General features: G+C 64.2%; 26 protein-coding genes. 13 read left to right on the top strand and 13 right to left on the bottom strand.

All coding sequences use genetic code 11. The features are described from left to right. The first annotated feature begins 68 nt into the window (after nucleotides 1-68). The 5 genes from U0034_RS24050 to ald all read left to right on the top strand — a co-directional run bounded on the left by U0034_RS24050 (nucleotide 69) and on the right by ald (nucleotide 5131). The gene (locus U0034_RS24050) at nucleotides 69-1193 is read left to right on the top strand and encodes an NAD(P)/FAD-dependent oxidoreductase (RefSeq protein WP_085228983.1); all 1125 of its coding nucleotides are present in this window, start codon (nucleotides 69-71) and stop codon (nucleotides 1191-1193) included. Beyond that, the gene (locus U0034_RS24045) at nucleotides 1186-1479 is read left to right on the top strand and encodes a (2Fe-2S)-binding protein (protein ID WP_085228982.1); all 294 of its coding nucleotides are present in this window, start codon (nucleotides 1186-1188) and stop codon (nucleotides 1477-1479) included. The genes U0034_RS24050 and U0034_RS24045 overlap by 8 nt, the downstream gene beginning before the upstream one ends. Beyond that, entirely contained in the window at nucleotides 1476-2924 is a 1449-nt protein-coding gene (locus U0034_RS24040; protein ID WP_085228981.1) for an FAD/NAD(P)-dependent oxidoreductase, read from the top strand. Before U0034_RS24045 ends, U0034_RS24040 begins: the two co-directional genes overlap by 4 nt. A 98-nt stretch (nucleotides 2925-3022) precedes the next feature. Then, nucleotides 3023-3817 (top strand): ABC transporter substrate-binding protein, encoded by a 795-nt coding sequence (locus U0034_RS24035; protein WP_085228980.1) that lies wholly within the window; start codon nucleotides 3023-3025, stop codon nucleotides 3815-3817. A gap of 198 nt (nucleotides 3818-4015) precedes the next feature. After that, complete coding sequence (ald, locus tag U0034_RS24030) at nucleotides 4016-5131, top strand: alanine dehydrogenase (RefSeq protein WP_085228979.1); 1116 nt, start codon at nucleotides 4016-4018, stop codon at nucleotides 5129-5131. A 94-nt stretch (nucleotides 5132-5225) separates the two neighbouring features. On the opposite strand, the gene U0034_RS24025 is transcribed toward ald, so the two are convergent. From U0034_RS24025 to U0034_RS23995, 7 genes are all read right to left on the bottom strand, one after another. Continuing rightward, nucleotides 5226-5702 (bottom strand): MEKHLA domain-containing protein, encoded by a 477-nt coding sequence (locus U0034_RS24025; protein WP_085228978.1) that lies wholly within the window; start codon nucleotides 5700-5702, stop codon nucleotides 5226-5228. Between the two features lie 144 nt (nucleotides 5703-5846). Next, nucleotides 5847-7229: a molybdopterin-binding domain-containing protein gene (locus tag U0034_RS24020; RefSeq protein WP_085228977.1), complete on the bottom strand. Its 1383-nt coding sequence runs from the start codon at nucleotides 7227-7229 to the stop codon at nucleotides 5847-5849. Nucleotides 7230-7296: 67 nt separating this feature from the next. Further along, nucleotides 7297-7581, bottom strand: a complete 285-nt coding sequence (locus tag U0034_RS24015) for a NucA/NucB deoxyribonuclease domain-containing protein (RefSeq protein WP_233211952.1) — start codon at nucleotides 7579-7581, stop codon at nucleotides 7297-7299. Nucleotides 7582-8178: 597 nt separating this feature from the next. Beyond that, nucleotides 8179-9891: a lactate permease LctP family transporter gene (locus U0034_RS24010; RefSeq protein WP_085228975.1), complete on the bottom strand. Its 1713-nt coding sequence runs from the start codon at nucleotides 9889-9891 to the stop codon at nucleotides 8179-8181. A 115-nt stretch (nucleotides 9892-10006) separates the two neighbouring features. Further along, nucleotides 10007-11452, bottom strand: a complete 1446-nt coding sequence (locus tag U0034_RS24005) for a LutB/LldF family L-lactate oxidation iron-sulfur protein (protein WP_085228974.1) — start codon at nucleotides 11450-11452, stop codon at nucleotides 10007-10009. Next, the gene (locus U0034_RS24000; protein ID WP_085228973.1) at nucleotides 11449-12165 is read right to left on the bottom strand and encodes a LutC/YkgG family protein; all 717 of its coding nucleotides are present in this window, start codon (nucleotides 12163-12165) and stop codon (nucleotides 11449-11451) included. The genes U0034_RS24005 and U0034_RS24000 overlap by 4 nt, the downstream gene beginning before the upstream one ends. Continuing rightward, a complete protein-coding gene (locus tag U0034_RS23995) occupies nucleotides 12162-13040 on the bottom strand; it encodes a (Fe-S)-binding protein (RefSeq protein WP_085229077.1) in 879 nt (292 codons plus the stop codon). The genes U0034_RS24000 and U0034_RS23995 overlap by 4 nt, the downstream gene beginning before the upstream one ends. Nucleotides 13041-13181: 141 nt before the next feature. On the opposite strand from U0034_RS23995, the gene U0034_RS23990 reads away from it, so the two are divergent. Then, nucleotides 13182-13931 carry a FadR/GntR family transcriptional regulator gene (locus tag U0034_RS23990; RefSeq protein ID WP_085228972.1) on the top strand — a complete coding sequence of 250 codons (750 nt, stop codon included), beginning with the start codon at nucleotides 13182-13184 and terminating at the stop codon, nucleotides 13929-13931. Nucleotides 13932-14048: 117 nt separating this feature from the next. Here U0034_RS23990 and U0034_RS23985 read toward each other — a convergent pair whose 3' ends face one another. After that, complete coding sequence (locus tag U0034_RS23985) at nucleotides 14049-14528, bottom strand: Rrf2 family transcriptional regulator (protein WP_085228971.1); 480 nt, start codon at nucleotides 14526-14528, stop codon at nucleotides 14049-14051. A gap of 199 nt (nucleotides 14529-14727) precedes the next feature. On the opposite strand from U0034_RS23985, the gene hemN reads away from it, so the two are divergent. Together hemN and U0034_RS23975 are read left to right on the top strand one after the other, a co-directional pair. Next, nucleotides 14728-16179, top strand: a complete 1452-nt coding sequence (gene hemN, locus U0034_RS23980) for an oxygen-independent coproporphyrinogen III oxidase (protein ID WP_085228970.1) — start codon at nucleotides 14728-14730, stop codon at nucleotides 16177-16179. An 8-nt stretch (nucleotides 16180-16187) separates the two neighbouring features. Next, nucleotides 16188-16877, top strand: coding sequence for a Crp/Fnr family transcriptional regulator (locus tag U0034_RS23975; protein ID WP_085228969.1), 690 nt, complete (start codon nucleotides 16188-16190; stop codon nucleotides 16875-16877). Here U0034_RS23975 and U0034_RS23970 read toward each other — a convergent pair. Continuing rightward, a complete protein-coding gene (locus tag U0034_RS23970) occupies nucleotides 16871-18271 on the bottom strand; it encodes a hypothetical protein (protein WP_233211943.1) in 1401 nt (466 codons plus the stop codon). The two genes, U0034_RS23975 and U0034_RS23970, sit on opposite strands and share 7 nt — an antisense overlap. Continuing rightward, nucleotides 18272-18514, bottom strand: a complete 243-nt coding sequence (locus tag U0034_RS23965; protein WP_233211944.1) for a DUF2249 domain-containing protein — start codon at nucleotides 18512-18514, stop codon at nucleotides 18272-18274. A gap of 252 nt (nucleotides 18515-18766) precedes the next feature. Here U0034_RS23965 and ubiU point away from each other — a divergent pair, with 252 nt between their 5' ends. The 4 genes from ubiU to U0034_RS23945 all read left to right on the top strand — a co-directional run bounded on the left by ubiU (nucleotide 18767) and on the right by U0034_RS23945 (nucleotide 21739). Next, nucleotides 18767-19801 carry a ubiquinone anaerobic biosynthesis protein UbiU gene (gene ubiU, locus U0034_RS23960; RefSeq protein WP_085228968.1) on the top strand — a complete coding sequence of 345 codons (1035 nt, stop codon included), beginning with the start codon at nucleotides 18767-18769 and terminating at the stop codon, nucleotides 19799-19801. Between the two features lie 43 nt (nucleotides 19802-19844). After that, nucleotides 19845-20732 (top strand): ubiquinone anaerobic biosynthesis protein UbiV, encoded by an 888-nt coding sequence (gene ubiV, locus U0034_RS23955; protein ID WP_085228967.1) that lies wholly within the window; start codon nucleotides 19845-19847, stop codon nucleotides 20730-20732. A gap of 18 nt (nucleotides 20733-20750) precedes the next feature. Beyond that, nucleotides 20751-21215, top strand: coding sequence for a ubiquinone anaerobic biosynthesis accessory factor UbiT (gene ubiT / locus U0034_RS23950; RefSeq protein WP_085228966.1), 465 nt, complete (start codon nucleotides 20751-20753; stop codon nucleotides 21213-21215). A gap of 128 nt (nucleotides 21216-21343) precedes the next feature. Next, complete coding sequence (locus U0034_RS23945; RefSeq protein ID WP_085228965.1) at nucleotides 21344-21739, top strand: putative zinc-binding protein; 396 nt, start codon at nucleotides 21344-21346, stop codon at nucleotides 21737-21739. Between the two features lie 70 nt (nucleotides 21740-21809). Here U0034_RS23945 and U0034_RS23940 read toward each other — a convergent pair whose 3' ends face one another. The 3 genes from U0034_RS23940 to U0034_RS23930 are packed head-to-tail and all read right to left on the bottom strand — an operon-like array spanning nucleotide 21810 to nucleotide 24564. Beyond that, on the bottom strand, nucleotides 21810-22493 hold the full coding sequence (locus tag U0034_RS23940; RefSeq protein WP_085229075.1) for an anaerobic ribonucleoside-triphosphate reductase activating protein: 684 nt from the start codon (nucleotides 22491-22493) through the stop codon (nucleotides 21810-21812). Nucleotides 22494-22545: 52 nt separating this feature from the next. Next, entirely contained in the window at nucleotides 22546-22773 is a 228-nt protein-coding gene (nrdD, locus tag U0034_RS23935; protein ID WP_085228964.1) for an anaerobic ribonucleoside-triphosphate reductase, read from the bottom strand. Nucleotides 22774-22776: 3 nt separating this feature from the next. After that, on the bottom strand, nucleotides 22777-24564 hold the full coding sequence (locus tag U0034_RS23930; RefSeq protein WP_085228963.1) for a ribonucleoside triphosphate reductase: 1788 nt from the start codon (nucleotides 24562-24564) through the stop codon (nucleotides 22777-22779). Between the two features lie 337 nt (nucleotides 24565-24901). Between U0034_RS23930 and U0034_RS23925 the strand changes: the two genes are divergently transcribed. Continuing rightward, nucleotides 24902-25903, top strand: coding sequence for a type III effector protein (locus tag U0034_RS23925; RefSeq protein ID WP_139831189.1), 1002 nt, complete (start codon nucleotides 24902-24904; stop codon nucleotides 25901-25903). Nucleotides 25904-26201: the final 298 nt, after the last annotated feature.

Here is a 26201-nt window from a genome sequence, read left to right as displayed (position 1 = left end):
CAAGCCTTTTTATCGGTGAAAGCAACGAATAACAACCTGGCATCGACACATCGGTGCGGAGTGCTGCGATGACCGCGCGCGCATTCGACGCGATCGTGGCCGGCGGCGGCCTCGTAGGAATGGCGATCGCCTGGGGCTTGGTGCGGCTGGGGCAGCGCGTGGCCGTCTGCGACGGCGACGATACGGCGCTGCGCGCCGCGCGCGGCAACTTCGGCCTTGTCTGGGTTCAAGGCAAGGGCAGCTGCTGCCTGCCTTACGCGCGATGGTCGCTGCGCTCGTCGGAGCGCTGGAGCGCTTTCGCCGCGCAGCTCGCGCGGGAGACGGGCATCGATCCTTGTTTCGAGCGGCCCGGCGGCTTCGAGCTGTGCGAAACGGCCGCCGAGCTCGAAGCCGGGAGCAGGTTGCTCGAGTCGATACGGGTGCGCGACGCGGGGTTCGATTATGAAGTGCTCGACGCGACCGAACTGCGACGGCGCATTCCTGGCGCCTCGGGCGATCTGGCCGGCGCGCTCTACTCCCGCCACGATGGGCACGCGAGCCCGCTCTACGCGCTGCGCGCGCTGCAACAGGCGTTCCAGGCACGCGGCGGCATCTATCTGCCGCGGCACGAGGTGAAGCGGATCACCCCGCACGCGAGCCGCTTCACGGTCACGACTCCGCACGGCGTGCTCGAAGCGGGGCGCGTCGTACTTGCGGCTGGGCTCGGCAATGCGGCGCTGGCTCCGATGGTGGGCCTGCAGGCGCCGATTTCGCCGCTGCGCGGGCAGATCATGGTGACGGAGCGGCTGGCGCCGTTTCTCGCCTATCCGACGCTCGTGGTTCGGCAAACGCGGGAAGGATCGGTGCTGCTCGGGGATTCGGCGGAAAACACCGGTTTCGACGACGGCACGACGACGAATGTGATGGCCGATATCGCGCGCCGCGCGCAGACGGCCTTTCCGTTGCTGGCCCACGCGCGCATTGTCCGGGCCTGGGGTGCGCTGCGCATCATGACGCCGGACGGGTTGCCCGTCTACGAGGAATCGCGGAGCTGCCCCGGTGCATTCATTGCCATCTGCCACAGCGGCGTGACGCTCGCCGCGGCCCATGCGGACGAACTGGCGCCGTGGATTGCAGGCGGTGTGCGCCCGGTGGGGCAGGAGGCCTTCGAAACCGGCCGGTTCAATCTTTCCACTGTCACCGAACATGTTTGAACGCCTTTCGCTCGTTCCCGCTCAGACCGTCTCGATCGATATAGATGGGCAAACACGCCGCGTGCCGGCCGATTTCACAGTGGCGGCTGCGCTCCTCGACGCGGGGCGTGTCGCGTGCCGCCGCTCCGCTGTCGGCGGTGCACCCCGTGGGCCCTTCTGCATGATGGGCGTCTGCTTCGAGTGCCTCGTGGAAGTCGATGGCCGGCCCAACGTACAGGCGTGTATCGAGCGTGTAAGGGATGGGATGAAGGTGCGCGCGATGCACGGCAAGGCGAGCATCGAATGAGCGAACTGCATTGCGACCTCTTCATTGTCGGAGCCGGGCCGGCGGGCATGGCGGCGGCTATCGCGGCGCGCGCCAAGGGGCTTTCGGTTATCGTCGCGGACGAAGGTGCCATGCCGGGCGGGCAGATATATCGGCGCGCCGGTCGCTCGCCGCTCGTCGATCCCAATGTGCTCGGCACGGACTATCTCGAAGGCGGCGGCCTCGTCGCGCGTTTCTTGTCATGCGGTGCGCGGTACCTCGCCGCCACGCTCGTCTGGCAAGTGCAGACGGCGCCCGAGATCACGGCGTGGCTCGCTCCCAATGGCGCCGGCGAGGCGGGTAGCGACCCGTGTCCCGCGCAAGTAACGGCGCGCGCGATGCTGCTCGCCACGGGTGCACAGGAGCGGCCGTGGCCGGTGCGTGGCTGGACGCTGCCCGGCGTCATGGGCGTGGGCGCGGCGCAAACGTTGATGAAATCGGCCGGGCTCGTTCCCGGCGAAGACACCGTGCTCGTCGGCAGCGGCCCTTTGCTGTGGCTGTACGCGTCGCAGTTGATCGATGCGGGTAGAACGGTGCGTGCACTGCTCGACACGACGCCGGGGAGAGCATGGCGCCGCGCGCTGCCGCATCTGCCCCGTGCATTGCTGGCGGCGGATACGCTGACGAAGGGCCTGCGCATGATGGCCAAGGTGCGCCGCTCCGGGATCGAGATCCATCGCGGCGTGCGAGATGTCGAAATCGCGGGCGAGACGGCCGCGCATGCGGTACGCTTTCGCGCTGGCGCGCGGCAGCAGGAAGTACCCGCGAGCCTCGTGTTGCTGCATCAAGGCGTGGTGCCGGGGACCAATCTGGCGCGCGCGCTCGGCTGCAGGCATCGTTGGGACCGTGCCCAGGCCTGCTGGCATACCGAGGCCGACGCGTGGGGGCGTACCAGCGTTGCCCGGGTGTGGATTGCCGGCGATGGCGCGGGTATTGGCGGCGCGCAGGCCGCGCGATGCGCGGGTGAGATCGCGGCTCTCGACGTTGTCTATCTGCTGGGTCATATCGATGCGGCTGCTCGCGAGCGCGAAAGCGGTGCGGCGCGCCGGCAACGCACGCGCCATCTCGCGGCTCGCCCGTTGCTCGACGCGCTATACACGCCGGAGCGGTCCTTGCGCGTGCCCGCCGACGATGTCGTCGTTTGCCGTTGCGAGGAGGTGACGGCCGGCGAAATCCGCAGGCTCGGCGCGTTGGGCTGCACCGGTCCCAATCAGGCCAAGGCGTTCTCGCGCTGCGGCATGGGGCCTTGCCAGGGTCGCTGGTGCGGCATCACGGTGGGCGAACTGCTGGCCGAGGCCGCCGGGCGCCCGGTGTCGGAGATCGGGTATTACCGCATACGCCCGCCTATCAAGCCGGTCACGATCGAGCAGATCGCGGCGGCCGTGCCCGAGGAGGGCGGCGGAGTGCGCGCGGATTTTCCAAGCTGAGTCGGCCCCGCGGCGGGCGCCTCGAATCGAATCGAACGGAGTCGAATCGTGTTGCCGCCCCGGGGTCTTCGTTTGTCTGCCTACCGGAGTCGTGAACTATGAAAGCTCGCTTCAAAGCCGGCGCATCGGCCCTCGTATTTCTGCTGTCGTCGGTCGTTGCGCAATGCGCGTCAGCAAAAGACTGGACGACGATCCGCATTGGCGTCGATCCGACATATCCGCCGTTCGAATCGGTTGCGAAGGATGGCTCCCTCGTTGGTTTCGACATCGATCTCGGCAATGCGCTTTGTGCAAAGCTGAACGCGAAATGCGAGTGGGTTCAGACGAGCTTCGATGGCCTGATTCCCGGGCTCAAGGCGCGCAAGTTCGACGTGATTCTTTCGTCGATGGCGGCAACGGCGAAGCGGCGCGAGCAGATCGACTTCTCGGATCGGCTTTATCGCAATCAAACGAAGCTGATCGTGCGCAGGGATTCGGGCCTGAAGCCCGAGAGTGCGAGCCTGGCGGGCAGGAAGGTCGCCGTGGAGCAGGGCACCGTGCAGGAAACGTATGCGCGCACCAAGTGGGCTCCCGCCAATGTGCAGGTCGTGTCATATCAGAACTACGATCAGGCCTATGCCGATCTCGCGAATGGGCGCGTCGATGGCGTGCTGATGGACGCGGTGCAGGGGAAGATCGGCTTCCTCGAAACGCCGCGCGGCCAACCGTTCTCGTTTACGGGCGACGCGCTTTATGATCCCGTCATCATGGGCGATGGCGATGCGGCTGGCGTGCGCAAGAGCGATCGCGATCTGCTGACGGCGCTCAATGGCGCCATCGCGCAAATACTGCGCGACGGCACCTATAAGCGCATCGAACGGAAATACTTCGACTTCGACATGTACGGCAAATAAGGTGGGCCGCCGGAGGGCATTGTCCGGCGCATGACGCTTCGCCGGATGGCGAGACCCCCTTTCTTGCGGACGTGGATGCATGTTTGCGCTGCTCGTGAGAGGATGGGAGCGGCTTGATGCAAGTCATCGAAGGGGCTTCATCCGGATTCGACAATAGTGCGATGTGCGATTGTGCGATGCGTCTTTCGGAGGTCCACCATGCTGATCGGCGTTCCCAAAGAGATCAAGAACCAGGAGTTTCGCGTCGGCCTCACGCCGGCGAGCGTCCGCGAGCTGACGAGCCGCGGTCACGAGGTACTGGTCGAGGCGGCAGCGGGTGCCGCCATCGGCCTGCCCGACGAGGCTTACAAGGCGTCCGGCGCGACGATATGCGGCAGTGCAACGGAAATATTCGCGCGGGCCGAGATGATCGTGAAGGTGAAGGAGCCGCAGGCGGTCGAGCGGGCGATGCTGCGGCCCGGCCAGATTCTTTATACCTATTTGCACCTCGCGCCCGACCCTGAACAGGCCGCCGGGCTGATCGACTCGGGCGCCGTCTGCATTGCCTACGAGACGATCACGGGTGTGGGCGGCGGCCTGCCGCTGCTCGCACCGATGAGCGAGGTGGCCGGCCGCATGTCGATCCAGGTGGCCGCCGCGCATCTCGAACTGCCACGTGGCGGCATGGGGCTCCTGCTCGCGGGCGTGCCGGGCGTGGCCCCTGCGCACGTCGTGATTCTGGGCGGGGGCGTGGTGGGCACGAATGCGCTGCAGATGGCCGTCGGCGCAGGAGCGCGGGTGACCGTGATCGATCGCGACGTCGACCGCTTGCGCCACCTCGATCTCGTATTCGGCAACCGCATCGCCACGTTGCATTCCAACGCGCACACGATCGAAACCTCGGTGGCGGATGCCGATGCCGTAATCGGTGCCGTATTGATTCCGGGTGCGGCCGCGCCGAGGCTCGTCACGCGCGCGATGATCTCGCAGATGCGAAAGGGTGCGGTCGTCGTCGATGTCGCGATCGACCAGGGCGGATGCTTCGAGACTTCGCATGCGACGACGCATGCGCAGCCGACCTTCGTCGTGGACGGCGTCGTGCATTACTGCGTGGCCAACATGCCTGGGGCCGTGGCGAAAACGTCGACGTTCGCGCTCAACAACGCGACGATCGACCATGCCGTCGCGCTGGCCGATAAAGGATGGAAGCGGGCGTTGGCCGAGAATGCGCACTTGCGGGCGGGCTTGAACGTTTGCCAAGGGCATGTGACGCACAAGGCCGTGGCGCGGGCGCTCGGGTTGCCGTATCGGCCGGCCGAGGAGTTTGCTTCGTAGCTTTTCCGGGAAACGCGATGTGTGCCCGAGGCCATCCGAACGCCGCGGCCCGGATGCCGCGGCACCGGCGCCGCTGTGCTCGTGTCCCGGCCGCTCAGAGGTCGACGACGGTCGGCACCATGGCAGCGAGGCCGCGCAGGTGGCCGTTGTCGTCGGTCAATTGCCAGAGCGTCGCATTTTCGATCCAGAATTTCTTCCCCGACTTGGCGATGCGTACGCCGCGATAGCCGGTTGCGTAGCCCTTGCTCGTCACACTTTCGATGAATGCGCGGCGCTCGTCCTGATCGGGCGTATCGGCGGAAAGGCGCGATGGGAGGCGGGTCAACTCGTCCCAGTCGTAGCCGAACTGGCGTTGCGCGGCGAGATTTCCGTAAACGAAGATCGGATCGGCCGCCGTGTTGTGCGCGAGAAGAACGAATGGCGCTGACTCGTAGAGCCAGTGCGCGGCTTCCTGTTCCTCTTGTTCGTTCGCGCACTGCGCGATGTCGGGCGGGATCAGCGAAGTGCCGAGCAGGCGGCGGTAGCTGTCCGTAAGCAGTCTGAAGAAGCCGGTATCGGTGCGGTTATCCATCCTTTCTCGCTCTGTGCTTGCCTCGGAAGGCGCTTATTAAAGCAGATGCGCCGTGAGATTGCAGCGACGGTCGGGGTAAAGCAAGCCGAGCGCCGCAGATCGCAGTTGCTCGCGCAGGCGGCGGACGAGTGCATCCCGGGTACGTCAAAGCGACAGGTAATGGACGGGCGTTCCAGCGCACAACGGTCCTTGGCCGGATGGCGCCGCAATGAGGGCATTGGCTTTCGCAAGCGCGGCGAGCCCCTCGACGGGCTGCGGGTATGGCGCGCATAGGGTGATCTGGCCGCCGGAGGTGACGATCGCGTTGCCCCAGAGCACTCGATGCGTGTTCGCATCACGGCCGATTTCGTGGCTGAGTTTTCCGGTCCGCCAATAGGGTCGAGGATGCGATACATGCTCCAACTCGTCGACGATGCGGCGAACAAACATGTGCATCAGGACGCCCACATTGCTGGTGAATCCGGGAAGATTGACGAGGACTGCTTGATCTTCGTAAAGGATTCGTTGCAGAGCTGCTGCCGAACCGTCGGCACGGTAGTGTTTTCTCAGTTCGGATCGCGGTGGGGAGCGGTCCTGGCTGCGACCAAAGCTGAAAAGACCTCCGGGCCGTTGTGCAACCTGTACGGGGATAGGGCTTAGGAATCCAGGGCATGACGCGAGGCCGCTGACGCCGCCGATGCTGCGCTCAGGCATACCGGTCCCGATGATCAGGTCGTAGCTTGCCACGAGGCGCTTCAGTTCTTGGACATACTGCCTGAATGTGCTGTGGGAGACAGGCTCAGGTAGCCACGAGTTGACCAATGGCAGATATTCGACCGCTGGCACTTCATAGCCCCATCTTTGCAATAGAGATCTGATGTATGGGCCGTTGGAATCCGGGCGTTGCCAGGCTTCCCTCGCATGGTCGATTGGTAGCAAGTCGCAGCTGGCGACAGCTACGATAATGCGTGGACGTTTCACTACGCGCAGTGTGCGGATACCTGCGGCGATTAAAATGGCTTGCGCCTCGGGCGTGATGCGCTCGCCGGTGCGAACAAGGGTTGTGCCGGCCTCATAATCCTGGCCGGGCATCAGCGCGCCTTCTCCGGACGGAATGGAAGCGGTCAAGACGAGCGAGTCAAGTGCCGGGCCTTCGTCGTAACGGCGGGGATGAGGGACGATTGCGTCGGCTTTCCCCGGCAGCGGCAAGCCGGCGCAGGGCAAGTATTCGGCCCACCCGGGATCCAACGGTCGCAACGGTTGGTTCGCGCCGAACTTGAGCAACGCTTCGACGTCGACCTTGATGTCGAAGCGCACGGGTGTTTCCGGCGACGCACCAGCTGTTTGCTCCGACCGCAACGCCAGCCCTCGTGACTCCGAATATGGCACCCTCGGCACGTTCTCGGGTGCGACGATGGGCTCGGCCGCAACACGCATGCAGGCGTGATCGACGGAGATCTCTTCTGAGCGGGCTGCACCCGGCACGCTCAGTTTGCATACTCTGTATGCACTACCGAGCCACGAGGGAATTCCTGTATGAGGTGTCATGTGAGCGTGCGGAATGAGCGTGGAAATGGTGCGCTGGATTTTGCATTATCTTGCAGCCCAAGGTCGTCTATTCGTCTATGGAAACATAGAAGCCTTCGTCATCCAATACACGTTGTCCCGCATAAAAGTGTCCCAACCGGCTACCTGTACGTCGGTTGTCACTACTGTCTATTTTCTTTACAGATGCGTCCGAACGCCGCGAAGCGCCGTCCTGAGTGGAGGCAAAAGGATATTCGTCGCAGTCGCAGGCCGTGGGTTCGGCATCCGGGTCATCACTGACTGTGCAAGGTTCCTTTAAATCACCGAAGTTGGCTATACATTGCTTAAGTGCGTCTCGGCGATTGAGTTTCACTAGCTCCACATCGCGGGTCCGTTTCAGCTGCTTCGACTCAGACAGTTGTGCAAATCGGCGATATATCTGTAGCACTCTCCGCGCGTGCCGCGGATCCGATAAAAAGCGTGCTGAAGCCTAGCCAATACCAAATGATTGCGCTCGTCTTCATGTCGTTCTCCGTATCGATTTGCCCCCAGCGGTGGGCACCAGTGACAATATCGACGGCGGGTATGAGCGCGCGGTGGATGTTGGAATTTCGGACTAACTTACGGTGCGATTGCACGAAGGCCAGCGTGCTATCGATTCAAGGACGAAATGGCATAGCGAGTTCGCGATCGGCATGCACTCGCCGATGCCGAACAACGCATAACGGCTGAGACGGAGCGGCGTGCCGCCTTCCGAGCAGGCACTGCGCTCCGAATGGTGACGACTCTTTCGGTGCGGACAACCCTGTCGATTATCTCCGTGGCATCGGCGCGGAAAAATGAGCGCGTCCGCTACGGATATCGCGCGATCGGCGGGATTTCTCCTCGTACATCGTTTCCAGATTGGTGCCACCTCAGCCGGGCAAGGCCTGTCGCCGCCCTCCCCGGCAGGCCGTCGTGCCTCCAGCACTCAGCGCGGCACCATCTCCACGAGCCAATACGCCTGCACGAGCGTCATGACGCCCACTACCGCGGCAAAGAGGATGCTGTGCTTCACGGTGAATCGAAAGAGCGAACTCTCCTTGCCGACGAGCCCGGTAGCCGCGCAAGCCACGGCGATCGATTGCGGGGAGATCATCTTCCCCGTTACTCCGCCTGTCGTGTTCGCGGCCACGAGCAGCGTATCGGGTACGCCGATCTGATGCGCGGTCGTGCTCTGCAGGGAGCAGAAAAGCGCGTTCGACGACGTGTCCGATCCCGTGAGAAACACACCGAGCCAGCCGAGCAGCGGCGAGAAGAACGGGAACGCGGCACCCGTGCCGGCGAGCAGCAGGGCGAGCGTCGACGACATTCCCGAGTAGTTCGCGACGAAGGCGAAGGCGAGCACGAAACCGATCGACACGATCGGGCGGCGCAGTTCGACGATGGTCTCGACGAACGTCGATACGAGCTGGCGCGGTTTCATGCGCAGCAGAACGGCCGAGACGAGCGCGGTCAGCAGGATCGCCGTGCCCACCGCCGAGAGCAGATCGAGTTTGAAGATCGCGTCGTACGCTTTCGGCGCACTGACGATCGGCGCCGTCTTCATGACCAGCCGATGCAGGCCCGGAATCTCGAACGGCAGCACGGTGGCATGCAGTGCGCCCTTGGCACCGAACAACGCCTTGAACGCCGGCAGGCTCCAAACGGTGACCACCGCCGTGAGAATGGCGAACGGTGCCCAGGCGCGTGCTGTTTCGGCCATCGAATAGGGCGATGCCTGACGGCTCGCAGCCGCGAAACGCGGTGCGTCGCCCGAACCGGAGCCGAAGCCCGACAACGCGGCCGTGCCGCCGCCGGTCGCGCCAAATGCCGTGCGGGCCGCCGTGCGCGGGTGCCAGACTTTCAGAAAGACGGTCAGGCAAACGAGGCTCACGAGGGCAGACGTAATGTCGGGCAGCTCCGGGCCGATGTAGTTCGAGGTGAAGTACTGCGTCACGGCGAAGCTGCCGCCGGCCACGAATGCCGCGGGCCAGGTTTCCTTGACGCCGCGTACGCCGTCCATGATGAAGACGAGCCAGAACGGCACCACGAGCGAGAGCAGCGGCAGCTGGCGGCCCGCCATGGCGCCGATGTGGAGCGCGTCGAGCCCCGTGACTTGACCGGCCACGATGATCGGAATGCCCATCGCACCGAACGCGACCGGCGCCGTGTTCGCGATCAGGCAGAGCCCGGCGGCGAGCAGCGGCTCGAAGCCGAGCCCGACGAGCAGGGCCGCGGTGATCGCCACCGGCGCGCCGAAGCCTGCGGCGCCTTCGAGGAATGCGCCGAACGAAAAGCCGATGAGCAGCAACTGCAGCCGCTTGTCATCGGTGATCGAAAGCACCGAGGCGCGAATGATTTCGAACTGCCCCGTTTTCACGACGATCTTGTAAAGGAAGACGGCCGTGACGATGATCCACGCGATCGGCCACATGCCGTACGCAAAACCATAGCCTGCCGCGGCGAACGCCTGAGCGGCAGGCATGCGATACGCGACGATCGCGACGGCCAGCGAAAGCAGCAGCGTGACGGCCGACGCGACGTGACCTTTCATTCTGAACACGGCCAGCGCAAGGAAGTAAAAGACGATCGGTATGGCTGCCGCAAGCGACGACAACGCCAGGCTGCCGAGCGGTGTATAGATCTGACTCCAGGGTTGCATATCGGTCTCCTCCGAGAATGCGAAAAAAAATCGTCAGGACCGCGAACGATCGCCGGCGGCAGCCTGCGCGTCGCGCGGCCGCTCTCGAAGCCGATCGTCGGGTCGCAATATGTCGTTATTCGGGCTGTCCGCGCTCGCGCAGCAACTCGGACAGGCTGCGCGCCGCCGGTGTCAACGGCACGCGATGTTGCGTCCACCCCATTTGACGCCGCGGCGCCCACTTTCTGAAACGCGTCGCGAACCAGCGAAACACGCGATAGGCGCGCGGATGAGCGAACGCGCCGCTCCAAAAGCGCCAGACGATATGCTCGCGGCGGTTGTAATTCGCGCCCTGGCCACGCAGTGGGTGCGCAACGGCTTCGTCGGGCGAACGATTCGCCTCGGTGCGCAGGCGCACGAGCAACTGCGGGATCGGGATGCGAACGGGGCACACTTCGCCGCACGCGCCGCACAGGCTGGACGCGGTCGGCAGGTCGGCGGTGGCCTCCAGCCCAAGCAGGTGCGGAGAGATGATCTTGCCGATCGGCCCGGGGTAGGTCGTGCCATACGCCTGCCCGCCGATGCGGGTGTAGACGGGGCAATGATTCATGCACGCGCCGCAGCGGATGCACTGCAGAGTGGCTCGCAGTTGCTCGTCGGCGTAGGCCTGCGTGCGGCCGTTGTCGAGCAGCACGAGATGCAGTTCGCGCGGCCCGTCGAGCTCGTCCGCGCGTCGCGGGCCGCTGATCAGGTTGAAGTAGGTCGTGATCGGCTGACCCGTTGCCGAGCGCGTGAGCAGGCTGGACAGCGGCACGATGTGCTCGAGCTTCGCCACCACCTTCTCGATGCCCATGATGGCGATATGCACCGGGGGCACCGTCGTCGAAAGCCTGCCGTTGCCTTCGTTTTCGACGAGCCACAGTGTGCCCGTATCGGCCGCGGCGAAATTGACGCCGGAAATACCGATATCGGCATCGACGAATGCGTGACGCAGTGCGTGCCGGCCCATCTGGATCAACTCGTCGACGTCCTCGGTATAGGGCGCGTCGGGAATGTTCTCTTCGAAGAGCCGGGCGATCTGGCCACGCGTCTTGTGGATCGCGGGCATCACGATATGCGAGGGCTTTTCGCCCGCGAGCTGGACGATGTACTCGCCCATGTCGGACTCGAGGCAATCGATGCCGCGTTCGGCGAGGTAATGGTTGAGCTCCATTTCCTCGCTGGCCATCGATTTGCCCTTGATGACCTTGTGCGCGCGATGAGCCGCGGCAATGCCGTGGATGATCTCGTTGCCTTCTTCAGCTGTTTCGGCCCAGTGAACCTGCACGCCCGCAGCCGTCAGTTTCGCTTCGAGGGCGGTGAGCAGATCTGGCAACCGGCCGAGCGCGTGCTGGCGTATCGCTTCGCCGACGTCGCGCAACGCTTCGAGTTCGTCCTGGTCGGGAAACTGGGTCGCGCGCTTGGACTGGAGAAAATCCATTGCGCCGCGGAAACTCTGGCGCAGGAGCGGATCCGCGAGCGCTTCTCTCGCCCGCGCCTTGAAGTCGGCCGGCGGGACGAACTGCATCGGTGTGTCGTTCATTGCAGGGCTCCCGTATCGGCGCGCTCGCCGGTCACGATGACGACCCACATCCAACGCGGGCCATGTGCGCCGTATGCGAGCGTTTGCTGAATGTCGGATGTTTTCGAGGGGCCCGACACGAGCACGAGGTTGGTCGGCATACCGTCGCTCCAGTGCTCGTGCCGCGCGGCGGAATGCAGATCGGCGTGCAGCGTGTCTGCATGAACGAGCGCCACGTGCAGCGGCGGGACGAGCGAGACCGTACGCGGGCTATTGACGTCGGGAGCGAGGATCAGCGTGCCCGTGGCGGCGATGCCGGAGCGGGCGACGGTGAAACCGGCGTCGATGGTGTCGAAGAGCTCGCCTTTCCACGCCTCAATGGGCCGCGCGTAGCGCAGCACCTCGATATTGGGCGGGAGCGCCTTCATCAGCGCTGCGCCTTCCTCGCCCGCCGTATCGAGCAACAGCCTGCGCACGCCAGCGGCGGCGAGTTTCTGTGCGAGTTCGGCAGGCCACGATGCGGCATCGGCGCAGATGACGCCAGCGTGCGACGCCGCCAACGTTTTGCGCATCGTCTCGACGCGCTCGCTTGTCGACATGGCTTGGGTGGCCGCTGGGTGAGCCTGATAATGCGCGTCGATGCGTCGATCGATGTCGGATACGCCCGTGGCGGGGCGGGCGGCCGCCGCCCGGAGCCTGCCCAAGATCCGTTCGCGTGCACCGGGCCGGCTCATGCGGGCTCCTTGCAGCTTTCGGCGGCTGGCCGCGCGTCTTCACGAGCACAGTCTTGCTTGCGGCCGTTTTGGCTTGCGGAGTTCGCTTCGTTATCCGTACCGTTGGTGTGTCGCCAGAGGAAGCTCGCGAGGTGTTCGACCGTCAGCGGAGCCTGCCGGTGCGCGGCGGCGTGGCCGATATTGAGCAGACAGCCGCAATCGGCCGAGACGAGGCGGTCGCAGCCGGTGGCACAGGCCGAGGCGATCTTGTCCTGCACCATTGCGCCGGAAATGTCGGGATGCTTGAGCGAGAAAGTGCCGCCGAAGCCGCAGCATTCCGATTCGCGTTCGTGCTCGATGCGAGCGACGTCGGGCAGTGCGTCGACGAGTGCCACACCGTGCGCGCGCGTGCCCATTTCGCGCCGCGCGCTGCACGAAGTATGCAGCACGACGCGTTCGGGCGCGGCTGGGCCGTTGTCGGGCCGGTACTTCGAGAAATCGACCTTGAGCACGTTCAACAGGAACTCGCTCAACTCGTAGGTACGCTGTGCGAGTTCGCGAGCCTGTGGTCCGGCCACTTCGTCGTCGGCGAACAGCGCCGGCCAGTGGTGGCGCATCATGCCCGCGCACGAACCGGAGGGCACGACAATGGGCCACGGCTCGGGAAAAAGCCCTAACTGCGAACGCGCAACGGAACGGGCCTGCTCGGGATTGCCGCTGCTGTAGGCCGGCTGGCCGCAGCAGCTTTGCGCGCGCGGATAATGCACGGTCAGCCCTTCGCGTTCGAGCAGCTTGATCGCGTCCACGCCGGCCTGCGGGACGAACAGGTCGACGAGGCAGGTCGCGAACAAATAGACGTGGCGGGGCGGGGCGGCGGGGTATTGCCTTTCGTGCATGTCTCTCTCCAAGGGCCGACAACGCGCGGCGGCGAGCGGCTTTTGGCGCATAATTGCCTCATTTGCACGGCGGTTCAAATTGGTTGGACCAATTGCCGTGGGCGGCACACGCCGGGGGCCGTCATCGGGGTGAGGGACATCATGGCTACGAAGGAGCGCGCAGCGGCGCGTGGGCGCGTGGAAGACGTCATGCGCCGGCTCGAGACGTCGCTGCTCGACGGCACGTGGCCTGCGGGCGCGCGGTTGCCGGCCGAGCGGACGCTTGCTGACGAACTCGGTGTCGCCCGAAATACGGTGCGCGAGGCGGTTCAACGACTGGCGGCGCGTGGCCTGGTACAAGCCCGGCGCGGCGCAGGCGTGTTCGTCACGGACCGGCTGCGCACCGGCATCACCGGTACGGCCTCGCCCTGGGGGCAACTCGTGGCCGATCATCCGGTGCTGCGCGACGACATCCTGGAGTTCCGGCGCGTGCTGGAAGGCGCGACGGCCTATTTTGCGGCGCTGCGAGCAACGGCCGACGAACGCAGGCGCATTGGCGCGCTGCTGCGGGAGCTCGAGCAGGCGCGGCTCGCGGGCGACATGGCCACGGAGGCCCAGGCCGACGCAAAATTGCATGAAGCGATCGCGCTTGCGTCGCACAATGCGATGTTTTTGCACCTGCACGCGAGCGTGATCGGCATGCTGCGCGAGCACATCACGATCAACGGCACGGGCCTGCGCATTCGCGACGAGGACGCATCGCGGCAACTGCTCATCCAGCATCGCACGCTGTGCGAGGCCATTCGTGCGCGCCGGCCTGAAGAAGCGCGCACGGCGATGCAAACACATATCGATTTCGTTCGCAGCCGGCTCAATGAGGCGAGCGAGGCCGGCGAGGCTGGCGTGGCTTGAACGCCGCTCGGGTTCCGCAGGCGGACGGTGTCTGCGCGACGGTGCGCCGGCACTACGGCCGGCAAGGAACGTCCGCAAGCCTGCAACCTGCGCGACTGCAATCGGCGCGAACGGACTTCAAGCGATGCGTTTGCGATCGATACGCACGAGCGGGCGGACGACCGGGCCGGCTGCCAGGAGGCGTTCGAGCGTGCTCTGCTCGGCAGCCAGATCCGCCAGCGTGAATTTATCGAGCACGTCGAAATAGGCGCGCAGCGCACTGCCGAGCACGCCGCGCAGCCCGCACGCAGCCGTGATGACACAGGCGTTGCCTTCAGTGTCGAAGCATTCGACCATGCGAAAGTCCGGCTCCATGGTGCGCACCACGTCCCCGACCGTGATCTTGGCTGGCGGACGGCCGAGCCGCAGCCCGCCCGTTCGGCCTCGAACCGTGTCGAGATAACCGGCCTTGCCGAGCGCATGAACGATCTTCACGAGGTGGCCCCGTGCAATGCCGAGCGTTTCGGAGATCTCCTGAATCGTGACGAGATGTTCGCTTCGCACCGCGGCATAGATCAGAACGCGCAGGCTGTAGTCGGTGAAGTCGGTGAGTCGCATGGCATGCCTATAAGGTCTACCGATTCTATATCTTTTACGACGCGTCTGGCACAGCCGGACGGGGGCGGTGGCGGGGTTTCGGTGCCCAAATGCGCCGGATTCATGACATATATCAAGCTGTGCTGTTTTCGGATCGGGACAATATCGAAACGACGAGTGCGAGCATGGCGACCTTCGCCCGCTTGCTGGAGCTGATTGAATCGATATGTCAACCCATTCAGAGCATGGCCGGGCAGCGGCAGCGCCCGAGCAGCGGCAAAATGCCGCGCATTTTCCCGATGTGGAGATTTCGGAGGCGTTGATTCGCCGTTTCGACAACTCGGGCCCGCGCTATACCTCCTATCCGACGGCCGACCGGTTCAACGCGGACTTCGACGAGGCAACGTATCAGCGGTTCCTGGCGGAGCGGGCCGGGGCCACGCACAATCCGCCGCTCTCGCTCTACGCGCATCTGCCGTTTTGCGAGTCGCTCTGCTACTTTTGCGCCTGCAACAAGATCATCACGCGCGATCACGGCCGCTCCATCGAGTATCTGCGGTATCTGATCAGCGAAATGGATCTCGTCGTGCCGCATCTCGGCGAAGATCGCCGCGTGACGCAGTTGCATTTCGGCGGCGGCACGCCGACGTTCTTCAGCATGCCCGAGCTCTCCGCGCTCATGCGCGCGCTGCGCGACCGCTTCGATTTTCAGCCCGATGCCGAACTCGGGGTGGAGATCGACCCTCGTACAGTCAAAGAGACGACGCTCAGTGTGCTGGCCGATCTGGGCTTCAACCGCACGAGCTTCGGCGTGCAGGACTTCGATCCGGCCGTGCAGCAGGCGGTCAACCGCATCCAGCCGCTGCCGATGGTCGAGCGCGCATTGGCGGCAAGCCGCGAGGCCGGCTTCGAATCGATCAACATCGACCTCATCTACGGTTTGCCGAGGCAGACGCTCGCGAGTTTCGAGCATACCCTCGACGAAGTGATCCGGCTCGCACCGGATCGCATCGCGGTCTACAACTATGCGCATCTGCCGAGCCGCTTCAAAGCCCAGCGCCTGATCGTGGCGAGCGAGCTGCCGAGCGCGGAAGAGCGCCTGCAGATCTTCATGCGATCGATGGAGCGCCTGCTCGACGCAGGCTATATCTACATCGGCCTCGACCATTTCGCGAAACCGGAGGACGAGTTGAGCCGCGCGCTGCGCGACAAGAGCCTGCATCGCAACTTTCAGGGCTATACGACGAAGGCCGAGTGCGACCTTCTCGGCTTCGGCGTCTCGGCGATCGGCAAGGTCGGCAACAGCTATTCGCAGTCCACGCGCTCCGTGCAAACGTACTACCGCCATCTCGATGCCGGCAGGCTGCCCGTCGAGCGCGGGCTCGCGCTTACGCCCGACGATCTGCTGCGTCGGGACGTCATCATGACCATCATGTGCAGCACGCCGCTGCGGTTCGACGAAATCGGCGAAGCACACGGCATCGACTTCAAGCGCTATTTCGCGCGCGAGCTGGCCGGACTCGAGTCGTTCGAACAAGCGGGGCTGATCGAGACAGACGACGCGGAGATGAACATTACGGCGAAGGGTCGTCTCTTCGTGCGTGCAATCAGTATGGTGTTCGACGCCTATCTCGGCCAGCCGACCGCCTCCTCATACTCGAAACTCATATGAGTCAGGTCATGGCCAGAAACAAAGTCAGGGTCCAGGACTTTCTTTCGAGAACGGCGCTTTTCAACGAGCTCGCGCCCGCCGAGCTCGATCGCCTGGCCCAGGGCACGTCGCAAATTCAATTGAGCCGTGGAGACATGGTGTTTCGGCGGGGCGATCCCTGCCTCGGATTCCATACGGTGGTGTATGGGCAGATCAAGCTCAGCTTCATCTCGCCGCTCGGCGAAGAAAAGGTCGTGCGCCTGATCGGTGCGGGCGACGGCTTCGGCGAAGCTCTGATGTTCATGGACAAGCCTTACATCGTTTCGGCTCAGGCGTTGGCCGACAGCCTGCTGCTGCACGTGAGCAAGGCGTCCGTCTATGCGGAGCTGCAGCGCGACCCGGCATTCGCATGCAAGATGCTCGCCAGCCTCAGCATGCGTTTGCACAGTTTGATGGTCGATGTGGAAGCATATTCGCTGCGCTCGGGTACGCAGCGCGTGATCACCTATCTGCTCACTTTGAAGGGCGAGCAGTGCGACGAGGGGCAGCGCGTGCGGCTCGAAGCGGATAAGCGCTTGATTGCATCGAGGCTGAACGTAACGCCCGAGCACTTCTCGCGCATTCTGCGCGAACTCTCGCATCGCGATCTCGTGCGGATCAGCGGACGCGAGATTACGATTCCCGACCTCTGCCGGCTTCAGGAAGCCTGCGCCTACTGACGCTCGGTGACGGGCTCGGGCACGCGCTCGTCCCGAGGCGTGGGCTTGTTGCGTTCGCGCTCGTGGCGCTGCACCGATACCCGTGCAATTTCGCGCCTGACGCGGGCGTAGAGCCGCAACGCTCGGGCCAGCAGCACGATGAGCCACACCGAAGCGACACCCAGCGAGAAGGCGGCTACGCGCGCGAGCGGACCGGGCCATTGACTCGCTGCCGCGAGCAGCGCGAGCGCCGCGAGGTGCGCGTAGTACTGATGCATTGCCGCGCGATCGGGAATGATGTCCTTGACCTTCGGCACGATCGACAGCGGTTGTGCGAGCTCCGCCTGCAGGTGATACCAAAGCAGAAACGGCACAATCTTGTAGAGCATCCCGTTGACGGCGGACCATCCCACGCCAACGAGCGCGAGAATGCCGAAAGCCACGAACCACCGCGGCTCCTGCGTGACCGTGGCAGCCGCGAGTGCGAGCGGGCAACAGGCGAGGCTCGCCATCGACGTGCGCCAGAAAAGCGTGGTCGCGTCGGGGGACGGCCGCTTGCGGCGATGAAGCAGCCATAGCGTGACCGTGGCAAACACGACGTAGGGCACGAAGACGAGCGAAGGCAGCAGCTCGGCGATCGTGTCCGACGTCGAGCCGGGCACGGCGCTCAGCGATATGACGAATGCCGCGAGCGCCGAGCCGGCGAGCAACGCGAAGCAACCCGGCGCCAGCCATCGCGCAAGATGGGACGGATAGGGCTCCGTTACCTGAAACATCGGAATCAACTGATAGCCGATGCCGACGACGAGCAACCCGAACCAACCGGCCAGCCCCCAGATCGCATGCCAGTTCGTGAGCGTGACGATGGGAGTGGCATGCGGCCATGCGAGCGTGAGCGCCAGGTAGACGCCGAGCGACGCGGTCACGAGCAGGGCGATGAGCGCGAGATCGACGGCGCGCAGCAGATCTGCGACGCCGGTGGCGGCAGTGCGCCTGCCGCGCCACAGGCCGATCGCGCAGGCGGTGAGCAGCCAGGCAAACGCGCTGGCCAGCAGGAGTGCGCCGAGGGCGAAGAGCATCCGCCGCCCCGATACGAAAGCACCGGCGAGCGTGAGCGCGCCGCTCGTGAGCAGCGCGTGAACGGCGGCCGCGGTGCAGATAGGCCGCGCGATCTGAATGCCGACGACGACGGGCAGAATCTGAATGAGCGCGCCGACCATCGTGCCGGTCAACGCACCGAGCGTCAGCAGGTGCGTGATGGCGAGCGCATACGGCGACCAGCGCGAGGCAAGCGCCTGGGGGCCGGCCCACGCGAGCAGGAGGGCGGCGGCGAAAACGAACGCGGGCGCGGCGAGGAAGAACCGCAGTGGTGCCTTGAGTGCCGGCGAGGCCTCGAGCGCGAGGGCGCGGCGCATTCAGTCGTCTTGCCAGATCGACAGCTCGTAGCCCGCGCCGTTCAGCCGCTCGATGCTGTGCCGAAACCCGCGCTGATCGAGCACGCCATAAAGCGGAAACGGCTCGCGATCCATCATGACGAGCAGGTAGCGCCGATCGGGCAGGCCCGCCAGGGCGTTCAATATCTGCTCCATGGGTTCGGGCGGTCGCAGCCCGCGTACATCGAGCGACCGGTCACAGTTCGACGGCTTCATTTCGATCATTCGCTATTGCTGCGCGGCAGGGTCCCGCGCATGCGTCCTACGCCAATAACCATAGCAAATCGGATATCGCCGAAGGTGCGAAACCCTGTCGCTATGGCGGACATAAGGGAGTGCCATAACGTCGCACGCTTGACCTGGGTTAAGGCGATTGCGGCTTGCGGGTTGCACACTGGCGTTCCGCCCGGAAGCCGCGGGGCGTCGCTTGCATGGGCGATGCGCGCGGCGCCGATGGGCAAGGACCGTAATGGACTTATGACGCCAAGCAATACGACAAGCAACGATTCGCCGCCGATCGAGCTCGTTTGCCCGGCAGGCAGCCTGCCTGCGCTGAAGGCTGCGATCGACAACGGCGCGGACTGTGTGTATCTCGGGTTTCGCGACGCCACCAATGCGCGCAATTTCGCGGGCCTCAATTTCGACGAGAAGGCCATTCGAACGGGTATCGACTATGCCCATGACAAAGGCAGGAAAGTCTTTCTCGCGCTCAATACCTACCCGCAGCCGAACGCATGGACGATCTGGCGCGAGGCAGTCGACCGTGCGGCGCGCTCGCAGATAGATGCCGTGATCATGGCCGATGCCGGCCTCATGCGCTATGCGCGCGACCGCTATCCGCAATTGAGGCTGCATCTGTCGGTGCAAGGCTCGGCAACCAACTACGAGGCCATCAATTTCTATCACGAGCAGTTCGGTATCAACCGTGCCGTGCTGCCGCGCGTGCTATCGCTCACGCAGGTCGAGCAGGTGACGGAGAACACGGCGGTCGAAATCGAGGTGTTCGGATTCGGCAGCCTGTGCGTCATGGTGGAAGGACGGTGTGCGCTCTCGTCGTATGTCACGGGCGAATCGCCTAATACGCACGGCGTATGTTCGCCCGCCAAGTTCGTGCGTTGGCAAAAGAGCGACGAGGGCATGGATTCGCGCCTGAACGGCGTGCTCATCGATCGCTACGCCGACGACGAGAACGCCGGCTATCCGACGATCTGCAAGGGCCGCTTCGAGGTGGCCGACGAGCACTATTACGCGATCGAAGAGCCGACGAGCCTCAATACGCTCGAGCTTCTCCCTCGCCTCAGGCAGATCGGCGTGCGCGCGATCAAGATCGAAGGGCGGCAGCGCAGCCCCGCCTATGTGGCGCAGGTGACGCGCGTGTGGCGCGAGGCGATCGATCAGTGTCTCGCCAACGCGCAGCGCTACAGCGTGAAAACCACGTGGATGGCGGGCCTCGACAAAGTGGCGGAAGGCCAGCAGCACACGCTCGGTGCCTACCACCGCCCATGGAAATGACGAAGCGGGCGCACGCAAGCGCCCGCGAGCTGGAGCCGGCATAGTGAAAATCGCATTGGGCCCCCTTCAATACTATTGGTCGCGCATCGCGACCTTGCAGTTTTACGAGGCGATGAGCAGCGCACCTGTCGACATCGTTTACCTCGGCGAGACAGTCTGCTCGCGTCGCCACGAGCTTCGCCTGGCGGACTGGATCGAGATCGCGGCCATGCTTGCGCAAGCAGGCAAGGAGGTCGTGCTCTCGACGCAGGTGCTGCTCGAATCTGGCAAGGATCTCACCACGCTGCGGCAGGTGGCGGGAAACGGACGCTACGCCGTCGAGGCCAACGACATGGGCGCCGTGCACTGTGTGCAGGGCGCGCCGTTCGTGGCAGGCCCCTGGATCAACGTGTACAACCCACCCACGCTGGCGCTGCTGGCCGAACTCGGCGCGAAGCGATGGGTCGCGCCGCTCGAAATGAGCCGTGACGGGTTGGCGCAAATCCTGGCCGATCGCCCGTCAGGCATCGAAACCGAAGTTTTCGCCTACGGCCGCATGCCGCTCGCATTCTCTGCGCGCTGCTTCACAGCACGCCATCGCAACCTGCCGCGCGACAACTGCCAATACGTTTGCCTCGAGCACCCCGACGGGTTGCAACTCAACACGCGCGAGGGCGAGGCGTTCCTCGTCTTCAACGGCATCTCCACGCAGTCGGCGCGCGTGTGCAATCTCGTCGAATCGATCGACGAAATGCGATCGCTCGGCGTCGACGTTCTGCGGTTGAGCCCGCAATCGCAGCATATGGGCGAAATCGCCACGCTGTTCCGGGAGGTTGTCGATGGCCGCCTCGACGCAGGCGAAGCACTTTCGTCGATGAACGGACTGATGCCGCAGGCGCATTGCGACGGCTATTGGCACGGCATGGCCGGCCTCGCTCGCCACGCGGGCTGACCTCACAAGGAGTATTTGATGACCGATGCCGCATTCGCATTGCCGGGATTCGTCGGCAAGGTGCTGTCGAAGCTGCCGCCCTTTCCCGGGTCCGTGCTGTTCGTCGGCGGCCTCAATCTCACGTTGACACGGCATTTGCCGGCCGATGCGATGGCCCTGCTCGAGGGCAAGGCGCTGCGCATCGAGGTGCGCGACGCCCGGCTGGCGTTCGATTTCGTCTGCACCGGCGGCACGTTCCGGCCCGCGCGTCATCGCGGCGAGGTCGCACTCACGATCGGCGCGAATGCCTACGACTTCATGCTGCTGGCGCGCCGCGCCGAAGATCCGGACACGCTTTTCTTCAGCCGCCGGCTGACGATGGAGGGCGATACCGAACTGGGGCTGATCGTGAAGAATTCGCTCGACGCCCTCGATTGGTCGCTGCTCTCGCTCGAACGTTTCGCACCCGCGAAAATGTTCCGGCGCGGGGCCGCACAGCAGTAAGGCCGCACAGGGCCCTGCGGCAGCATCACGGCGGCGCGAACCGGCGGATGGCCGCCCACGCGGCCGGGAATACGCGGGAAACCCGCAAGGCAACACGCACGGAGTGTTCGTGCACAGGAGGAAACGGCATGGCTGACGATTCGAAGTCCTTACCGCTCGTCTACGCGTGCTCGGGGTGCTCGAGCGCTGCCCAGATGGCCAACTACGTAGCGGTGCAACTCGATCGCCGCGGCGCGGCGGAGATGTCGTGCATCGCCGGCGTGGGCGGCGACGTGCCCGCGCTGCTCAAGGTGGCACATTCGGGGCGCCCGATCATCGCCATCGACGGTTGTCCGCTCGTCTGCGTGAAAAAATCGCTCGAGCGGCACGGCATTGCGGCCGACGAGCATGTACAACTGGCCGATCGCGGCGTGAAAAAGCGGTTCCATGCCGACTTCGATCACGACGAGGCGCAGCGTATCCTTACGAGCGTGCTCGAAGTCGCCGTAACGATGGAGGCCGATGAGGAAGCGTCGGGCGCGTGAGTTGGAGCGCCGGGAGGCGGGCACAAGAGCGGCCTCATCCCGCCATTGCGCGCAGCGCGCGCATGGTGTCTCAGCCGCGCCGTACCGTGAACTCGGGAAACCGGCGGCCCACTGCAGCGACGAGCGCTTCGCTCGGGTAGCCGCGGGTGAGGGCGGCATTGAGCGCATCGTCGCGGCATCCTTCCTTGCGAAAGATCTGTAACGCGTAGCGCTTCACGCCCATGTCGGCAAGCGTGCCGGCGAGCCGCAGAATATCGTCTTCCGGCAGCAGACCGGGATGGAGCGTCGTGCGGCATTCGTAATCGACGCCGCTGGCGAGCAGTGTCTCCAGGCATCGCCGCGCAGGCTCGCCGCTGCCGCGGATACGCGTGACGCGTTCGTAATCGTCGAAAGGTGCCTTGATGTCGAGGCCGACCCAGTCGACCAAGGGCAGAACCGCTGCAAACCGGTTCGGATGCGTGCCACCACTGTGAAGCCCGATTGCGAAGCCCAAGGCGCGTACTTCGCGTATCGCCTCGACGATGGCGGGGTCGGCGGTCGGTTCGCCGCCGCTGAACACCACCGCATCGACGAGCCCCACGCGCCGCCTGAGAAAACGCACGACATGCTGCCATTCGACGGCACCCGTCTTCGTGCGCGGCTGCAGGTGCGGATTGTGGCAATACCCGCACCGCCACGGGCACCCTTGCACGAAGACCACGGCGGCCAGCTTGCCGGGGTAGTCGGTGGCGGTGAACGGCACGACCCCGCCCACTTTGAGCAGGCGGGGCCGGTTCAGCTCCTGCACGCGCGAGGCTTCGAAGCACTCAGGCCGCAAGCGAGATCTCCTCTTCGTCGCATGGCGCGGCGGCCACGGCCGTGCGCGCTTCGACGAAGTACTTGCGCTCGTGGAATTCGCCTTTCTTGCCGGTGTTGAACGACGATACCGGCCGGTGATAACCCATCACGCGCGTCCAGATTTCGCACGGTTGCCGTTCTTCGTCGGCGAGCGCGATGCGGGCGGCGGGGGCTGCTTGGATGCGGTCGATCGTCATGGTTCAGGACTCCTCGGTTTGAAGTTGAGACAGCTTGCGATGAACGATTTCTTCATCGCACTTGGGACAGAATTCGTGGCGGCCGGCGAGATAGCCGTGCTTCGGGCAGATCGAGAACGTCGGCGTCACGGTGATATAGGGCAGAGAAAAGCGCTCGAGCGTGCGGCGCACGAGCGAGCTGCAGGCCTCGGGTGTCGAGAGCGGCTCGGTCATGTAGAGGTGCAGAACGGTGCCGCCCGTGTATTTGCGCTGCAGATCGTCCTGATGCTCGAGCGCTTCGAACGGATCGTCCGTGAAGCCGACGGGCAACTGCGACGAATTCGTGTAGTACGGCATATCGCGCGTGCCGGCCTGCAGGATGTCGGGATAGCGCTTGCGGTCTTCCTTGGCGAAACGGTAGGTCGTGCCTTCGGCCGGCGTTGCCTCGAGGTTGTACATATGACCCGTTTCCTCCTGGTATTCGAGGATTCGGGCGCGAACGTGATCGAGCACGCGCACGGCGAACGCATGGCCCCACTCGCTCGTAATGTCGTGCTCGTCAGCCGAGAAGTTGCGAATCATCTCGTTGATGCCGTTTACGCCGAGCGTCGAGAAGTGATTGCGCAACGTGCCGAGATAGCGGCGCGTATAAGGGAAGAGCCCGTTGTCCATGTGCTGCTGGATGATCCGGCGCTTGATTTCGAGGCTTTCCTTGCCGAGATCGAGCAATTCGTCGAGCCGTGCGAGCATGGCCGCTTCGTCGCCGGCATGCAGATAGCCGAGCCGCGCGCAATTGACTGTGACGACACCGAGCGATCCCGTTTGCTCGGCCGAGCCGAAAAGCCCGTTGCCGCGCTTGAGCAACTCGCGCAAGTCCAACTGAAGCCGGCAGCACATCGACCGGATCATGTTCGGCTTCAACTCCGAATTGATGAAGTTTTGAAAGTACGGCAGACCGTAGCGCGCCGTCATTTCGAAAAGACGCTTGGCGTTCGGGCTTTCCCAGTCGAAGTCCGGCGTGATGTTGTACGTCGGGATAGGAAACGTGAACACGCGGCCTTTCGCGTCGCCGGCCTGCATGACTTCGATATAGGCCTGATTGATCATGTCCATCTCGGCCTGCAGCTCGCCATAGCTGAACGGCATCTCCTCGCCGCCGATCATCGGAATCTGCTCGCGCAGATCCTCGGGGCAGACCCAGTCGAACGTCAGGTTCGTGAACGGCGTCTGCGTGCCCCAGCGCGACGGTACGTTGAGGTTGTAGATGAGTTCCTGCATGTGCTGCCGCACCTGCTTGTAGCTGAGGCTGTCCTTGCGCACGAAGGGCGCCATGTAGGTATCGAACGAGCTGAATGCCTGCGCGCCGGCCCATTCGTTTTGCAGCGTGCCGAGGAAGTTGACGATCTGCGCGACGGCGCTCGACATGTGGCGCGGCGGCGACGATTCCACTTTGCCGGGCACGCCGTTGAGACCTTCGGTCAGCAGCGTACGCAGCGACCAGCCGGCGCAGTAGCCCGAGAGCATGTCCAGATCGTGAATGTGAATGTCGGCTTCGCGGTGCGCCCGGCCGACGGCGGCCGAGTAGACGTGGCTGAGCCAATAGTTGGCGATGACCTTGCCCGACACGTTGAGAATCAGACCGCCGAGCGAATAGCCCTGATTGGCGTTGGCGTTGACGCGCCAGTCCTGCTGCTCGAGATATTCGTCGATGGTCGAGGCGACTTCGACCTGAGGGCCGCTCGCGGCGAGCGTGGCGCGCTCCGTTTGACAAGCCTTTCCGGCACGGCCCTGGACGGCATTCCGTTGCTCCATCGTGACACCCCTCTCGCGCAATATATTGTGTTGGAGTGGATGCTACGTACCAGATATGGTGGCGTCAATGCGGCAAGTCTGTTCTTTGTCGTTCGCTTGATTTGAGTCAAGCAGCGATGATCGTCACCCGCTCGGCGGGGCTCATGAAGGTCATGATTCGAACCCAACGGGGGCGTGAGCGCGGCGCCTTGCGCAAGCGCCGCGAGTTTGGATGGAACCGTTGTCCGGGGCGTTCGACGCTGGCGGAATCTCAGGGGCGATATGAACGACGCTTCGCGCCCTGCTTAAGGAATTCGCTGTCGATACGTATGGGGTTTCCGCGCTTGGGGAGATCATTATGGTGATCAATTTTTCCATACAAAAGATGCGATCGGGCCAGCAGAACGTCGCGCGCCTGTCGCTCCAGCTTGCAATGCGAATATCCGATACACAGCAGATCCCTTCATCCGGTATCGAAACCGATCCGTCCTCGACACACGTTTCGCCAAGTGTTTCAGCCGAAACGCCCCGAACGTCAGCTAATGCCATGCTCGTTGGCTTGCCGAGTGGAGCAATCCGCGTTGAAAGTCCCGCGCAGCGGCCGCTGGCTGATATCGGGCGTCTGGCTGCTGGCCAGATGAGACGCGTTGCCGACATGAAAGCGGTCGCGCTCGAGCGCGAGGTCGTCCTTGCCCGTCACCATCCGGCCGATAGCCTCGCTCCTGGGCTGAAGGCCCGCGTGCGCGACGTGGCGGAGCAGCTTGCCGTCCGGTGCGCCGTTTCTCCCGAAGTAGGCAAGTCACAGCAGCCGGTCGCGGGAGCATGGCGCTATCTTCAGGCGGTCGATGCGGTTTGCAGGAAGCTCAGCGTGGATCAAGTTGGCGAAGTCAGGAACGAACTGCGGGCAGCGCTCGCGCAATCCGGTCACTCGCAGCCGGACAGGGACCTGTTGCAGAACGTCATTGACGAAATCACCCGTCCTGGGGGCCAGACCTTGGCCCAATTCATGAGCGAACGCGCTTTCACCGGACTGTGCTTGCCCAACCTCAGAATGACGGCAGAGGGGCAGGAAGAGCCTGACTCGCGCACCTTCAACAGCGTTCTGCCGAATCTTGCCGAGAGTACTTTCGACCATAATCCGATGGGCCGTACCCTGTTGTGGGAAGGTGCATGCCAACTGTTCACCGGTCCGCACCAGGCCCAGCGGCGGGAGAAACTGCGCAAGGTGGTATTCGAGTTTCCCAACGTTACGAAAGAGGGACAATCGCGACTGGAAACCCCATGGGAATTCATGATGGCCGTTGATCAACTGCGCGTGGACGAGCCAGTGGACCTGCATGCGCTTGAACAGCGTTCATGAAGTGCGGACCTGCTCGAACGATTCGGCGCGAAGCCGCGGAAATGAAGGCACTGTTCGCCCACCCTGCTCGACACCGTGCGAGCGGATGCATTGCGCGACAAGATGCTTGACGGCGCTTCCGGCCTGAGCGCCGTCATTTGCATGATGACCCCGGCACGCACCGTTCGCTGCAGCGGATTGGAACTGGAAGTGCATCGATCGAAAATTGCCACAGCTAGCGGCTGCGGATGCGATTGCCGGAGGTCCGCAGCCGTTGCAAGCCGCCAGCCCTGGCACATGCTTGCTCGTGCGCATCATG

The organism is Trinickia caryophylli, assembly GCF_034424545.1.
Lineage (GTDB): Bacteria > Pseudomonadota > Gammaproteobacteria > Burkholderiales > Burkholderiaceae > Trinickia > Trinickia caryophylli.
Note: the sequence above shows the minus strand (reverse complement) of the source record. Positions and strands in the feature narration are given on the sequence as shown.